General features: G+C 62.1%; 9 protein-coding genes. 2 read left to right on the top strand and 7 right to left on the bottom strand.

Features of this window, described 5'->3' with window-relative positions; genetic code table 11:
* Positions 1-157: 157 nt before the first annotated feature.
* Positions 158-1,384 (bottom strand): DUF3426 domain-containing protein, encoded by a 1,227-nt coding sequence (locus tag F7R20_RS15485; protein ID WP_003197414.1) that lies wholly within the window; start codon positions 1,382-1,384, stop codon positions 158-160.
* 30 nt (positions 1,385-1,414) lie between these two features.
* Positions 1,415-2,293 carry a 50S ribosomal protein L11 methyltransferase gene (gene prmA / locus F7R20_RS15480; protein WP_003197416.1) on the bottom strand — a complete coding sequence of 293 codons (879 nt, stop codon included), beginning with the start codon at positions 2,291-2,293 and terminating at the stop codon, positions 1,415-1,417.
* 194 nt (positions 2,294-2,487) lie between these two features.
* On the opposite strand from prmA, the gene F7R20_RS31655 reads away from it, so the two are divergent.
* Positions 2,488-6,459, top strand: a complete 3,972-nt coding sequence (locus F7R20_RS31655) for a hypothetical protein (protein ID WP_003197418.1) — start codon at positions 2,488-2,490, stop codon at positions 6,457-6,459.
* A gap of 80 nt (positions 6,460-6,539) precedes the next feature.
* Here the strand turns inward: F7R20_RS31655 and accC are convergent, their stop codons facing one another.
* The 5 genes from accC to F7R20_RS15445 form a co-directional block, all read right to left on the bottom strand.
* Complete coding sequence (accC, locus tag F7R20_RS15470) at positions 6,540-7,895, bottom strand: acetyl-CoA carboxylase biotin carboxylase subunit (RefSeq protein ID WP_003197421.1); 1,356 nt, start codon at positions 7,893-7,895, stop codon at positions 6,540-6,542.
* Positions 7,896-7,912: 17 nt separating this feature from the next.
* On the bottom strand, positions 7,913-8,377 hold the full coding sequence (accB, locus tag F7R20_RS15465; RefSeq protein WP_003197423.1) for an acetyl-CoA carboxylase biotin carboxyl carrier protein: 465 nt from the start codon (positions 8,375-8,377) through the stop codon (positions 7,913-7,915).
* Positions 8,378-8,425: 48 nt separating this feature from the next.
* Positions 8,426-8,878: a type II 3-dehydroquinate dehydratase gene (gene aroQ / locus F7R20_RS15460; protein WP_003197425.1), complete on the bottom strand. Its 453-nt coding sequence runs from the start codon at positions 8,876-8,878 to the stop codon at positions 8,426-8,428.
* A gap of 267 nt (positions 8,879-9,145) precedes the next feature.
* Complete coding sequence (locus F7R20_RS32315; protein WP_394351212.1) at positions 9,146-10,189, bottom strand: methyl-accepting chemotaxis protein; 1,044 nt, start codon at positions 10,187-10,189, stop codon at positions 9,146-9,148.
* Positions 10,190-11,144: 955 nt separating this feature from the next.
* Positions 11,145-12,815, bottom strand: coding sequence for a GGDEF domain-containing response regulator (locus F7R20_RS15445; RefSeq protein WP_003197429.1), 1,671 nt, complete (start codon positions 12,813-12,815; stop codon positions 11,145-11,147).
* A gap of 284 nt (positions 12,816-13,099) precedes the next feature.
* On the opposite strand from F7R20_RS15445, the gene F7R20_RS15440 reads away from it, so the two are divergent.
* Positions 13,100-14,167 carry a DUF2333 family protein gene (locus F7R20_RS15440; protein ID WP_003197431.1) on the top strand — a complete coding sequence of 356 codons (1,068 nt, stop codon included), beginning with the start codon at positions 13,100-13,102 and terminating at the stop codon, positions 14,165-14,167.
* The last annotated feature ends 2 nt before the right edge of the window (positions 14,168-14,169 follow it).

The raw sequence follows: 14,169 nt of genomic DNA, 5'->3' as shown, positions 1-14,169 counted from the left end.
TGAGACTTCGAAAAAGGGTTGGCATGATACCCGCTCTCGATGACTGGATAAAGATCGAATTGGATAAAATCTGAACAGCTATTTTGTTATCGCCAGCGGTTTGGTCTGGGTGGGGTCAGTCAGAAAGCTGCCGTCAATTGGCCGACCCTGGCCGGCTTCATTCGGGGGAATGGAAGCTCAGACTGTAGTTTACCGCTTTGGGGCCAGGGTCCAGGATATCCAGCGCGATGTGAATGGGCGTCTGGGGCGGCATTTCGCCGCGGTCCTCGAGGTCGCCACCCAGGTACTCGCCGGGCTTGAAGCGACGGCTGGCGATCAGGTGTCCGTTGAGGTCGGCAAAGCGCAACTCCAGCAACGGAAAAGGTTGGGAGAAGGGCGCACGGTTGTAGATGATCGCGTCCACCACCAGGGCTCCGCTGAACTCCGGATGGCTGCGCACCACCAGGTTGCTGCTCTTGATCTTGGCGATGTCGACCTTGGACGGTACTTCGCAGCCGATGGTCGGACAGATTTGCAGGAACCACGGCCGGTACTGGTCCTGGCGGGCCAGTTCTTCGAAATGGTAGGCGATGTACTGGCCGCCCAGGGCCGCGCTGGCGAGCAGTATCAACAGGCCCCACAACAAGCGTCGGCCCCAGGGCGAGCGGCGTTTGCGCCAGTCCAGTTGCAGCGGGTCGTCGTCCAGGTCGTGGAGGGCTTCGGCGCGTATCCCCGGCTCCTGGCGTTCCCGTGACTTGCGCAACGGCGCCAGTTGCTCGGGTTCGTCGTCGTGGTCGTCGGTGGCAGACAGGCGCTCGAGGTGTTCGTCGGGCTCGTCGTCCGGCGCCAGGTGGAGCGGGGCGACCGGTTCGTCGTCCGGTTCCAGTGGTTCAAGGGCCAGGGACAGGGACGGCTCGGTGCGCGGTGGCCGGGCCGGTTCGTGGGGTTCGAACGGTTCGATGGGGTCCTGGAGGACGGCTTCGACGCGCTCGCTGGAAGATTCGCTGTACAGGCTGTCGGGCCAGGCTTGCTGTTCGCTGGAGAGCGAGTCGCGTTGCGCGCTGAGGTTGTCTTCCCGGCGCCGGCCGGTATTGCCTGGCGCGCGATTGTCGCGTCGCTCCAGGCGCGCCAGCTCCTTGTCCAGGTCATCCAGATCCAGCTCGGCCGCGCTCCATTGTTTCTGGCTGATCGCCCGGGGCGGGGCTTCGACCGCAGGTTTGGCGGTCGGCGCGACGGCAGGCGCCGGTTGCTTGGCAGTGCGTTGTTCCAGCAACTGTCGTGCGGCATTGAACACTTGCAGGCACGAGCCGCAACGAACCACCCCGCGGGCCACGCTCAATTGAGCATGGCTGACGCGAAAACGGGTATGGCAATGCGGGCACTGGGTGACGAAACTGTCAGTCATGCGGCAATCCGGTGGATACAGGCGCTCATTCTAGCGCCGACGTCCGGTGATGCGCACCCAGCCATCGCGATTGGCGATCGGGTCCAGGTCAAAATCCGCGGCATAAGCGGCGGCGACTTCTTCACCCTGTTCGGCCAAGATGCCCGACAGCGCCAGGCGTCCGCCCGGCTTGACCAGGCTCGACAGTTGCGGCGCCAGGGACACCAGCGGGCCGGCGAGGATGTTGGCCACCAGCACGTCGGCCTGGACCTGTGGCAAGTCCTGCGGCAAGTACAGCGGGAACAGGGCTTCGGCAATGTTGTTGCGCCCGGCGTTGTCGCGGGAAGCTTCCAGGGCCTGGACGTCGATGTCGGTGCCGACGGCTTCCCGGGCGCCCAGCAGGAGCGCGGCAATCGCCAGGATCCCCGAGCCGCAGCCGAAGTCGAGTACGTTGCAGCCCTTCAGGTCCTGGGCGTCGAGCCATTCCAGGCACAGTGCGGTGGTCGGGTGGGTGCCGGTGCCGAACGCCAGGCCCGGGTCCAGCAGCAGGTTGACCGCGTCCGGCTCTGGCGCGGCGTGCCAGCTCGGGACAATCCACAGGCGCTGGCCGAAACGCATCGGCTGGAAATTGTCCATCCAGCTGCGTTCCCAGTCCTGGTCCTCGATCACTTCGCTGTGATGCTCGGGCAGCGGGCTGCCGGTCAGCAGCTCGAGATGGGCCAGTACGCTGGCCGCCTCGGTGCCGCCTTCGAACAGGGCCAGCAGGTGGGTATGGGACCACAGCGGGGTGGTGTTGAGCTCCGGCTCGAAGATCGGCTGGTCTTCGGCGTCCATGAAGGTTACCGATACGGCGCCTACTTCAAGAAACGCGTCTTCGTAGGTTTCGGCTTGTTCCGGGCTGATGGCCAGACGTACTTGCAGCCAAGGCATGGCGGGCACCTTTGGAAAAAAATCTACAGGGGGCAGCGCAGGGCTGCAAAGGCGCGCAGTGTACGCCAGGTCGCGGGCAAAGTGGATAAGCGAGTCTCGCGCCGTCCGGGTGGGTGTTTCGATATATATATGTATGCCATGGGCGTATCGCCGGGCGGATAAGGTGCCGGTCCACACAGCAGGGAGGAATGTGAATGGACATCACTGCCGAACGGCAAAGCAACATGGCGCGCACGGGGCCGGTCTCTTCCCCGCAGGCGGCGACTGCACAAATGACCCTGGAGAAATTGACGCGTTGGCAGGCGGCTATCGACGCGCGACTGCAAACCCAGATGAGTTTGCTGGAGGTGCTGGAAGAGTACCTGCTGGTCGAGCTGCGCACCCACTATCACCAAGGCAACATCGATCCGCACTTCATCGACACCCTGCTCGACACGGTGTTGCAGCGCATGATCGACCAGGCGCCTGTGGTTTATGACGAAGCGCAGGACGTGCCCTACCGTTGGCCCGAGGGGGTAGACCTGGGGTTTGCTCCCGAGCGCCGGGAGTGCGTTGCCCAGGCGGTGGAAAGCGCGGCGTCGAGGTTTGTCAGTCACTACGAGGATTATCTGCGGCGGCATTGGCGAATGGTGTCGCAGGATGTCTCGCTCGAAGCACTGGTCAGGCAAAAGCTTGACGAGCATCGGGTCGCGGTCGACGGGCTTTTTCAGCCTGACCATCTGGCCGGCCTGGACGTCGATCAGTTGCGAGAGCAGATCGAAGAACTCCAGGACGCCTGGCGCCAGACGAGTCGCTTGACGGCGTTGGCAACAACCCGTGAGCGGCGGGATCTTGGAGCGGTCGCGCGATTGCAGTTGCCGCATTGGCTGCGGGGGTTGAGCAATCCAGATCGTGAACGGCTGCGGGCTTTTGAAAACCAGACCGTGCTGGCGCAGGCACAAGTCGATGAACTGATCGATGGCCTGGGTTCGCTGCGGGCCTTCGCTCTGCAATTGGCCAGGGACTATGTCAGGGATGAATTGGACATGCTGGTCGAGCCTGACAGCATTCGCGTGCAGTTACAGTGGCGAACGGTGATGGGCCAGCCGGTGCACACCTACAGCCTGAGTGAGCTGGTGGCGGTAGGCCCGGTACGACCGGACGCGGTGTCGGTGTTCCTGGTGGAAAATGGCGGCATGCTGCGTAACCAGTCCCTTTCGCCAGCCTTCATCGGTCGATTGTTGGCAGACGTCGATGCGCCTGCCGGGTACCTGCAAGCACTGGCCGACCGATATGAACGAGCGGACCTTAAAGAGGCCATGTTCGATTGGTTTTTGGCGCGGCTGCAGCACAGTGCATTTATCGCGCGTTGCGCGGGCCAGTTGTCGGCGACCGGTCATGACTCGCTCAGTGCCCTATGGGAGAGCGACGTTGCGACGCCAACCGCCAGCGTGTGGCGTGTCGCCGACCTTGTGCTTCCCAATGGCTTGAAGTGTGCCGATCTTCTTCTGTTCTACCGCGAAGATGTGGGCGACGACGTCAGCGGTCTGCTGCTGTATGCCCCGGGCAAACCCGATGGCCATGAGTGGGTCGAATTGACCTCGCTTCGGGCGTTGAGCGGGGAGGTCGGTGCCTGGACCCAACATGAAGCTGGTCGCGAGTATCTGCTGCAGCAACTCTCTGTGATCGATCAAGGGCGGGCCCGGGAATACTTTGCCGGCGTGGCGCAGAAACCTGCCTCGTGGGACCTGGGCAGAGACCTCAGGGGAGCGGTCAGCGATTTCAGGGCTGGTCTTCGCAACGCGGTCTTGACCGGCCTGGCCAATAACCTGATGCAGGTGGAGCTGAACGAGTCGCCTCGCTGGTACTCGGCGCTGCCGCTTGAGTCTCGGCGCAACATCAGCGGCTTGAACCAGGAGTTTCTGGTTCAGCGGCAGGTGTTCGATGAGCAGATGGTCGACTATGAAGTCTTCATCGACTTCGCCAAGCGCACCTTCGCCCATTTGATTGCGCCGTACCTGCGCAGCAAGGGGGTGCTTGAAGCGGTCGATCCAGCCACTGTGCTCATCGACTACAGCACCGGGCTGGCAACCGAGAAAAAAACCGCCAGCCTGTTGGACCTGGCCATTTTTGGATACGAGCACAGCTCGGATATCGACGACCCCGCAAAAGGCGTGCGTTCTTCTGTCGGGCAGGACTTGAAGCAGGTTCGCAGCGCCGAATTGGCGTCGTACATTCGCGTGGCTTACCTGGGGGAACGATATGCCAAGCACATCCGCGCCACCTTTCTCGATGCCAAGGACCCTGAGTATCTGAAACGCCGCGAGGCATGCCGCTACATGCTGTTGGCCCGGATGGATCGCGACCTGCGTGTGGCCCATGGCAAGTCGATGTTGAACACCGACGAATTCCAGTGGCTCACCCGGCAAGTCACGCTGCTAAGCGATGGGAGGCCGGTGAGCAGCGCCACGCACCCCAGCGCCGCCGTGACGCGCGAAGGCGTGATCAAGTTGACCGTCGGCGGTCATGTCGTGCAAGGGGTCTACGTTTTCACCTACTTCGACCCTAAGGTTTTTTACTGGTTGTATACACCCGACGCTCCGGACGGGATCCTGTTTCGCAAGTACCTGGACTTCTCCGGAAGCATTGCGGCGCAACTGCATCATTACGTACTGGAGCGGATCGCACTGAGCGCGCGAGCCTCTGCAGGACGTTCGCTGGTGGCTTTGGCGAGCGGGAGCGCGCGGGTCGATACAGTGCGCGAATTCAATCGGGTCATGGACGTCAGCGCTGAATTCGATGCCTGCATCGAGCGCGCTGTCACCGATGTGGAGGACATCACCACAAGTCGTGCCGAAATGATCAGGGATCAGGTGTTCAAAGGGTTGATCTTCGCGGCGGCTCCTGTGTGCATGGTCTACCCCCCGTTTGCCTTGTTGCTGGACATTGGCTTGGTGGCTGTCAGCGCCGGGCAGGCAGTCGAGGCGCATGGGCAGGGCGACACGGAAGGCGCGCTTGGCCACTGGCTGGCCGCGACCTGGGGGACGCTGTTCGCCACGCTCGGTGCCGCAAGCATGGCCAGGCTGCTAGGGCGTGCGGCCAGGAACCTGAAGCTCGCGGTGAAACCCCTGTCATTGTCCGCTCAACGCTTGAGGCGCGCGACATCGGGCATCGTCAAAGAAGCCGGGCCGGTGATCCCGCCCATACGCCTGAAGCCGCAGCAGGCGGTCAGCAGAGTACCGGAGCACTTGCAGCCGGTGACCGAAGAGGGGATTTTTTTTGGCACCTATCGCAGCCCACCCAGCGCAACGCAACCGCGAAGCGCCCACTACATACGGAGCAGGGGGCGGTACTACCAGGTGATGGAGGATCCCTACTTCGGCGGGTTGTGCCTGGTGGATGCCAGGCGTCCCGGCGCGTTGTACAAACTACCCATCCGCAGGCTGGCGAATGGCAAGTGGACCCATAACAAGGTCGGCTTGAGAGGCGGCAATGACCATGTGCGCAACCTTGGGAGAGTAGGGGATCTGCGGGAGGCGTTTCCCGGGCATGTCTTCCCGGACGCGACCAGGGGCGCGTTGCAGGGCGAGGCTGTGGTGGCAAGGTTCAGCGAGGCGGCGGACAACTATCTGTTCTCGCTGAATGCGCAAACGTGCGTGATCGCTTCGTTGTACAACTCTGCCACCAAGATGGGGGCGGTCATTCATTTCGATCACAACATCCGTGCGCTGATCGAGCGCAGCATCCGGGATGTGACGCGGCGCCTGGGGGGATCGCCCAAGGATATTCGTGCCACGCTGGTGGGTGGGGATTGGCTGACGGGGGCTGACATTGGCGAGCCGGTCCGGTTGGTAATGAGGCGCCAGGGTCTGCAACCCACCTGGGATCACTGGTCGTATTCTTCCTGCTTCGGGAATAACTATGGTGTTGCGCTGGATCTGCGCAGTGGTATCACCTCTGTGTTCAAGACCTCGCAGAGTCAGGTCGAACGCTACTACGTACCCGTGCTGGCGAGGGCGAAGCGGGGTTCTGATCCGGTATCGGTACGTGCGCGCGGGTTCATGACGCGCTTGCGCAGCGAACCGTTGGTGGCCAATGCCAACGGTGCCGTTCGCACCCATCAGGGCCGGTCGGCGACTGCGGCGCAACTTGCCTTGCAGGAATTCTCTACGGTGATGCTGGGCTGATGCCGTTGCCCGCATCGTGAGCGACAGGCAAAAAAAGACCCCGGCCAATGGACCGGGGTCTTTTTACATCACTTGAAGCATCAGTGCTGGTTGCCCAGCTTGTGTTCCAGGTAATGGATGTTGACGCCACCTTTGCAGAAGCCTTCGTCACGTACGAGGTCGCGGTGCAGCGGGATGTTGGTCTTGATCCCGTCGACCACGATTTCGTCCAGCGCATTGCGCATGCGCGCCATGGCTTCGTCACGGGTCGCCCCGTAGGTGATCAGCTTGCCGATCAACGAATCGTAGTTCGGTGGAACGGCATAACCGCTGTACAGGTGCGAATCGACACGAACGCCATTGCCGCCCGGGGCATGGAAATGCTTGACCGTGCCTGGGCTTGGCATGAAGGTTTTCGGGTCTTCGGCGTTGATCCGGCATTCCAGCGCGTGACCGCGGATGACCACGTCATCCTGGGTGAACGACAGCTTGTTGCCTGCGGCGATGCTGAGCATCTCCTTGACGATGTCGATACCGGTGACCATTTCCGAAACCGGGTGCTCCACCTGAACACGGGTGTTCATTTCGATGAAGTAGAAACGACCGTTCTCGTACAGGAACTCGAAGGTACCGGCGCCGCGATAGCCGATGTCGATGCAGGCCTTGACGCAACGCGCCAGGACTTCCTCGCGAGCCTGCTCGTCGATGCCCGGTGCCGGCGCTTCTTCGAGGACCTTCTGGTGACGACGTTGCAGCGAGCAATCGCGGTCGCCCAGATGGATCGCGTGGCCCTGGCCGTCGGACAGTACCTGGACTTCGACGTGACGTGGGTTGGTCAGGAATTTTTCCAGGTAGACCATCGGGTTGCCGAACGCCGCGCCAGCTTCGGAGCGGGTCAGTTTCGCCGAGGAGATCAGGTCTTCTTCCTTGTGTACCACGCGCATGCCGCGACCACCGCCGCCGCCAGCGGCCTTGATGATCACCGGATAACCGACTTCGCGACCGATGCGCAAAGCGGTTTCTTCGTCTTCAGGCAGTGGGCCGTCGGAACCCGGAACGGTCGGCACACCCGCCGCGATCATGGCGTGCTTGGCCGAGACCTTGTCGCCCATCAGGCGGATGGTGTCGGCTTTCGGGCCAATGAAGGCAAAACCGGAATTTTCGACCTGTTCGGCGAAGTCGGCGTTTTCCGCCAGGAAGCCGTAGCCAGGGTGAATGGCGGTAGCGCCGGTCACTTCGGCAGCGGCGATGATCGCCGGGATGTGCAGGTAGGAGTGCGCAGCCGACGCCGGACCGATGCAGACGGATTCGTCCGCCAGGCCCAGGTGCATCAGTTCTTTGTCGGCCTTGGAGTAAACGGCGACGGTCTTGATGCCCATCTCTTTGCAGGCACGCAGAATCCGCAGGGCGATCTCACCGCGGTTAGCGATCAGAACTTTTTCCAACTTCGCAGTCATCAAAGGCTCTCCGCGGTTCAAACGATGGTGAACAGCGGTTGGTCGTACTCAACCGGCTGGCCGTCTTCGACGAGGATGGACTCGATCACACCGCTGGTTTCAGCTTCGATGTGGTTCATCATCTTCATGGCTTCGACGATGCACAGGGTGTCGCCTTTCTTCACGGTCTGGCCGACTTCAACGAAGGACGGCGAGGATGGCGAAGACTTGCGATAGAACGTGCCCACCATTGGCGAACGGGCGACAGTGCCGTTGAGCGCTGGCGCAGCCGGTGCGGCTGGCGCTGCTGCGGCAACCGGGGCTGCTGCTGGAGCAGGCGCGGCGGCTGGAGCGTGCATCGGTGCCGGCGCATAGAACTGCTGGGCCGGGGTCTTGCTGTGGCGGCTGATGCGTACGGACTCTTCGCCTTCCTTGATCTCAAGCTCGTCGATGCCGGACTCTTCCAGCAATTCGATCAATTTCTTAACTTTACGGATATCCATGAATCATCAACTCCCAAGGGTCGGTCAGGGGCGTTTAACGCTTGTTGTTCAAGCTGTTGCCTGTTTTTCAAGCTGCTCTAGGGCGGCCTCCAGGGCCAGCCGGTAACCGCTGGCGCCAAGGCCGCAGATCACTCCCACCGCTACATCCGAGAAGTAGGAGTGATGGCGGAAAGGTTCGCGTTTGTGCACGTTGGACAAATGCACTTCGATGAATGGGATGCTCACCGCCAGCAGCGCGTCACGTAATGCGACGCTTGTGTGTGTAAAAGCTGCTGGATTGATCAAAATGAAATCCACGCCTTCGCCACGTGCGGCATGGATACGGTCGATCAATTCATATTCGGCGTTGCTTTGCAGATAGAGCAAATGATGGCCGGCGGTGCGGGCCCGCTGCTCCAGGTCCTGGTTGATCTGCGCCAGTGTCACGGCGCCGTAGACGCCCGGCTCGCGGGTGCCCAGCAGGTTCAGGTTGGGTCCGTGCAGGACCAATAGGGTCGCCATCTGCTGTTCCTTGTTATCTGTGAGCAGGTATCAGAACCTGGCGACTATGCCGCAAAGCCTTTGTGACTGTCCAGTTCTCTGCAATAGCCAGCACGATGACCGATGTTTGCGCGAAATTTGTGACCCAGGTCCCTGATCCGGTCATACGGTTGGAGCCGAACCCCTGTGGGAGCGAGCCTGCTCGCGATGACGGCGGCCCATTCAACATCAATGCAAGCTGACCCAGCGCTATCGCGAGCAGGCTCGCTCCCACACTGGATCTGAGGTCTAAACCCGAAACGCCTGTACTGCCGTATGCAACCGCCCGCCCAGTACCAACAGGTTGTCGCCTTGTTCGCGCCCCTGGCCGATGCGCAGCAGGTTGTCGCCGCCCAGTTGGTGAATCCGCTCGCTGTGATCGCGGATTTCGCTGACGGCGCCGCTTTGTTGGGCGGTGACGTCGGCGATGCGTACCGCCGTATCGGAGATGGTCTGGATGGCACCGACGATCTCATCCAGCGCGCCATCAGCCGCTTGCGCCTGGTTGGCGGTGGCTTCGGCGTGTTCGACCTGGGCGCGCATGCCGTCCACCGATTGGCGCGCGGCCTGTTGCAAGCGGGCGATCAGCGTCTGGATTTCGGCGGTGGCGCCGGCCGTGCGTTGGGCCAGGGAGCGGACTTCCTCGGCCACCACCGCGAAGCCCCGGCCCATTTCCCCGGCGCGGGCGGCTTCGATGGCAGCGTTGAGGGCCAGCAGGTTGGTCTGGTCGGCAATCGAGCGAATCACCGTCAACACGCCGCCGATGGTGGCGGACTCCTCGGCCAGTTGTTCGATCATCTGCGCGTTGCCTTGTACTTCTCCCACTAACGCATGCAAGCCTGTAAGGCTCAGGCCGATGACTTTCTGTCCTTGCTCCACCGCCTGCCCGGCGCTGCGGCTGGCGTCTGCGGCCTGGCTGGCATCGCCGGCCACTTGCTGGATTGTCGCTTCCAGTTCGCTGAGGGAGTCGCGGATCAGCGCCGTGTCGCCAGCCTGATGCTCGGCGCCACTGTGCAGCTCGCCGCTCAGTTCGGCCAGGGTTCGGCTGCTACCCGCGACCTGTTCGGCGTTTACTCGAATGGTGCCCACCAGGTCCACCAGGTAAGCGCGCAGGCGATTGAGCGAAGCCTCGATGTCTTGCAATTCGCGGTTGCTGGCGCCCACGTGGATATCACGGCTGAAGTCGCCCTCGGCCCAGGTCGACAGGGCTGGAGCCAGGTGCGTCAAGGTGCGGGCCAGGCGCCGCTGCAAGGTGTCGATGAGCAGCGCAATCAGCAGGATCAAGCCAATCATCACCCCCTGGATCAAGCGAACCTCTCCCTGGATCTGCCCATGCTGGGCACGTACCGCCGGCTCCATGGCATCGATCGCCTGTTGCACGTCGGCGATTTTCAGGTGCGTGGCGCTGCTCAGTTCAGTGCGTTTCTGGATAAGTTCACGGGTGCGGGCCAATTCTGCCGGGTAGCGGCCGAGCAGGCTGTTGAGTTCGCGCTTGAGGGCGATGCCAGCATCTTCGGCGGCGGTTTTTTCTTGGGTTTCCAAACCCATCAGCGCGGCGAAATCGTCGCTGCCTGATTCGCTGCTGGCGGTGACGCCCAGCAGGGGCAGGCTGTCGAGGCGTTCGGCCTCCACACGGATGCTCGCCAGTTCCCGCTCGACGTCGGCGGCCAATTCGCTACGGCCACTGCTGACCAGTTTGTCCCGGGTGAGGGATAGGCGGCCCAGGTGCTGTGACGCGGCAAACAGCGCGGGCAAGTAGGCCGGGGCGCCATTGGCGTATTGGGCCAGTTGGTCGAGGCTGGCACTCAGTTCACGCTCGGCCTGCAGCAGCAAGGCCTGCGGATCGCCGGCCAGTTTGCCGGCGGCCAGCAGATCGGTCTTGCTGAAGCCATCGAGGTTCGACAGGCTCGGGCGCAGGGGCTTGGCCAGTGCCGGGGGAAATTGATCGAGGTCTTTTTGCAGGGTCTCCAGGGCCTGGGTGGCAGCACTCAGGCGCAAGGCGTCGCCGCTGGCCAGGTAATCCTCGATATTGCGCGCTACTTCGCCCTGGAACTGCCGCGACAATCCCAGGTAGCGCTCCATCAGCAGATAGGGTCGCTCCAGGGCGATCTGCGACCACCACAGCGTGGCTCCAAGGCCCAGGCACACGGCAACTAAAAGAAGGGTGTTGAGATTGGTCAGCAGCTTCAGGCGCATTAAAGGTCTACCAGGGGCAGAATCGTAAGTGCCTGAAGTTATTGCGTTTGCGTTACAGGTTTATGACCGAATCGGTCGATTCCGATGAAAAGGTGGCACTTTGCTTTGATTGGCGGGCGCTCTGTACCCGGTTGCGCCCGGCGTGCTTGGCGCGGTACAGCGCTTCATCCGCCTGGCTGGCCATCATCAGGCTGTCGGAGTCATCGCTCATCTCCACCACGCCGGCGCTGAAGGTGCACCACAAGTCATGGGGCTGGGCCGGGTAGTGGATTTCGGCAAAGCGCTGGCGAATTTCATCCAGCACTTTGCAGGCTGCGTCGATGTCGGTGTCGGGCATGACGATGGCGAACTCTTCGCCGCCGTAACGGCCGATGAAGTCGGTCTTGCGCAGGCGCTGCTTGAGAAACAGCGCCAGGCTCTTGATCACCCGGTCCCCCATGGGGTGGCCGTGGCTGTCATTGACCCGTTTGAAATGGTCGATGTCGAGCATGGCGAAGCTCAGGGGCTTGCCTTCGCGACGAGCACGGAAGCTGCAATCCTCGAGCAGTTGCAGGATATGGGTGTGGTTGTAGAGTCCGGTGAGGCTGTCGCGCACCATCCGCGCCTTGAGGTTGCGCGCCCGGGCGGCACGGTTGCGCACCGTGGTGATCAGGTGCCGGGGCTTGATCGGTTTGGTCAGGAAGTCGTCGCCACCTTCGCTCATGGCGTCGAGTTGCTTGTCCAGGTCGTCTTCGGCGGACAGGTAGATGATCGGCACGCTGACGTAGCGGTCGTTGTGGCGTATCACCTTGGCCAGTTCCGTGCCGGTGCAGGCGGGCATATACATGTCGAGGATGATCAGGTCGGGCTGGAAGTCCGCCAGTTCGGCCATGGCCTGGATCGGCTCAATCAGTGTGCGGGTGATGATGCCGGCGCTGTTGAGCAGGCGTTCGGTGTGCATGGCCTGGGCACGGGAGTCATCGATGATCAGCACTTTGTACGGATCGTACTGGGCAACGCAGGTCAGCACTTCGATCTTTTCCAGCAGGCTCGAGGCTTCGAGGGTGCCGGTGAGAAATTCCTGCCCACCGGCGCGCACCGCGGCCAGGCGTGTCGGCGTGTCGGTTTCCATCAAACTGAAGAACAACAGTGGCAGCGGTTGCTCCAGGCCTTCCTGGGCTTCGGCGGCCAGTTTCAGGCCGGCGCCGGGGCCGCTGAAATCCACATCCATGACGATCGCCGCCGGCAGGCGCTCGACCATCGAGGCGCGGAACGCCACGACACTGTTCAGCGCCTGGGCGCTGAGGCCGAAGAACTCCAACTGCTTGGCCAGGCGCTCGGCGCGGTCATGGTCCTGCAGCAACACGTAGATGGGTTTGCGCAGCGGCGGCAGGAAGGTTTGTTCGAGCTGGTCGCCATGGCGCAGGCCAGTACGAGACAAGCGCTGCATCAGGCGGTTGATTTCGGTGATCAGGTGGCTGCTCAGGCGCCCGCGATTGGCGTCCACCGCTTGCAGCGACTGGCTGATGCCTTGGGCCAGTTGGGAGTGCTCGGGCTGTTCGAAGCGCTCGGCAAAGCGCAGCAGGCGCATATTGGCTTCGCTGAGTTCCGACAGGTCGGTGCTTGTCCACTCACTGCGTTGCAGGCGCTGCCAAATCTCCAGGATCTGACGAGCCTGATGAATTACCCGCTGGGCAAAGTGGTGCTTGAGGCGCTCACGGCTGGGGTCTTCTGGCTCGGTCATATCCTGACTACTAGTTAGGGTGCATGCTGAGATCGACTGGTGGCTCTATGCTAGCACCTCTTTTCCTTCGCATGAGTGTCATACGTCAATATTCTGTCCAGTCGCGAAATTCAGTTTGTGACTGACCAGTCTCGTAGGCCGATGGCAACGCTTCCTTTATAGTGCTGTTCAATTACCCTGTCGCGCCCGGCATGATTGGTGCCGCATTATCGCGTTTCAAATCAGGCACGATGGCGTAGGGTTGTGGTCGAACCGAGAACTCAAGTGATTGAAGGGATATCACCATGCTGGACTGGAAAAATCGCGCGGGCAGCGCGCCTGAACGTGCCGCCGAGCCGAAATCGGACACCCGCAGCTACCTGGGTGGGCTTTTTTTCAGCCGCGCACTGGCGACGCTGATCGGCCTTTACCTGCTGGTGACCATTGCCGTCGGCTGGTATTGGAGCCAGGAGCCCGCGCTGTTCCCTGTGCAGCAGAACGCCCAGGCCGCAGCGGAGAAAGATGGCCGGCAGATGGTGGTGGGCTACACCACGGTCGAGACGCTCAAGACGGTGGCCGGAACCCTGCTGAGCAAGCCGGGTGGCTACATCTCCAACGACCGCTTCCCGCCTGGCCTGTGGATGGACAACATGCCGAGCTGGGAATACGGCGTGCTGGTGCAGGTCCGCGACCTGAGCCGCGCCCTGCGCAAGGACTTCGCCCGTTCCCAGTCGCAGTCCGCCGAGGACGCCGACCTGGCCAAGGCCGAGCCGCGCTTCAACTTCGACAACCGCAGTTGGGTGCTGCCCTCCAGCGAGTCTGAATACCAGGAGGGCATCAATTCCCTGAGTCGCTACCAGGCGCGCCTGTCCGACCCGAGCCAGAAAAGCGCACTGTTCTACGCCCGCGCCGACAACCTGAACAACTGGCTGGGGGATGTCGGCACTCGCCTGGGTTCGTTGTCCCAGCGCCTGTCGGCCAGCGTTGGCCGGGTCAAGCTCAACACCTCGCTGAAAACCGAAGTCCCGGCCCCGGGCCAGGTACCACAGGTGGATGAAGAGGTAGTCGAGACCCCGTGGCTGCAAATCGATAACGTGTTCTATGAAGCTCGTGGCCAGGCGTGGGCGTTGTCGCACCTGCTGCGCGCCATCGAAGTGGACTTCGCCGATGTCCTGGCGAAAAAGAACGCCACGGTCAGCGTGCGGCAGATCATCCGTGAGCTGGAAGCGTCCCAGGAACCGGTCTGGAGCCCGATGATCCTCAACGGCAGCGGCTTCGGTGTATTGGCGAACCACTCGCTGGTCATGGCCAACTACATTTCCCGAGCCAACGCAGCGGTCATCGACTTGCGGCAACTGCTGAACCAGGGTTGATT

It is taken from the genome of Pseudomonas brassicacearum subsp. brassicacearum, from assembly GCF_008801605.1.
Classification (GTDB): Bacteria; Pseudomonadota; Gammaproteobacteria; order Pseudomonadales; family Pseudomonadaceae; genus Aquipseudomonas; species Aquipseudomonas brassicacearum.
Note: the sequence above shows the minus strand (reverse complement) of the source record. Positions and strands in the feature narration are given on the sequence as shown.

Excerpts from the sequence above, each read along its gene's own strand:
- F7R20_RS31655 (WP_003197418.1), top strand. The coding sequence starts at position 2,488 with ATGGACATCACTGCCGAACGGCAAAGCAACATGGCGCGCACGGGGCCG.
- F7R20_RS15445 (WP_003197429.1), bottom strand. The coding sequence starts at position 12,815 with ATGACCGAGCCAGAAGACCCCAGCCGTGAGCGCCTCAAGCACCACTTT.
- F7R20_RS15440 (WP_003197431.1), top strand. The coding sequence starts at position 13,100 with ATGCTGGACTGGAAAAATCGCGCGGGCAGCGCGCCTGAACGTGCCGCC.
- F7R20_RS32315 (WP_394351212.1), bottom strand. The coding sequence starts at position 10,189 with ATGATTGGCTTGATCCTGCTGATTGCGCTGCTCATCGACACCTTGCAG.
- F7R20_RS15485 (WP_003197414.1), bottom strand. The coding sequence starts at position 1,384 with ATGACTGACAGTTTCGTCACCCAGTGCCCGCATTGCCATACCCGTTTT.
- accB (WP_003197423.1), bottom strand. The coding sequence starts at position 8,377 with ATGGATATCCGTAAAGTTAAGAAATTGATCGAATTGCTGGAAGAGTCC.
- prmA (WP_003197416.1), bottom strand. The coding sequence starts at position 2,293 with ATGCCTTGGCTGCAAGTACGTCTGGCCATCAGCCCGGAACAAGCCGAA.
- aroQ (WP_003197425.1), bottom strand. The coding sequence starts at position 8,878 with ATGGCGACCCTATTGGTCCTGCACGGACCCAACCTGAACCTGCTGGGC.
- accC (WP_003197421.1), bottom strand. The coding sequence starts at position 7,895 with ATGACTGCGAAGTTGGAAAAAGTTCTGATCGCTAACCGCGGTGAGATC.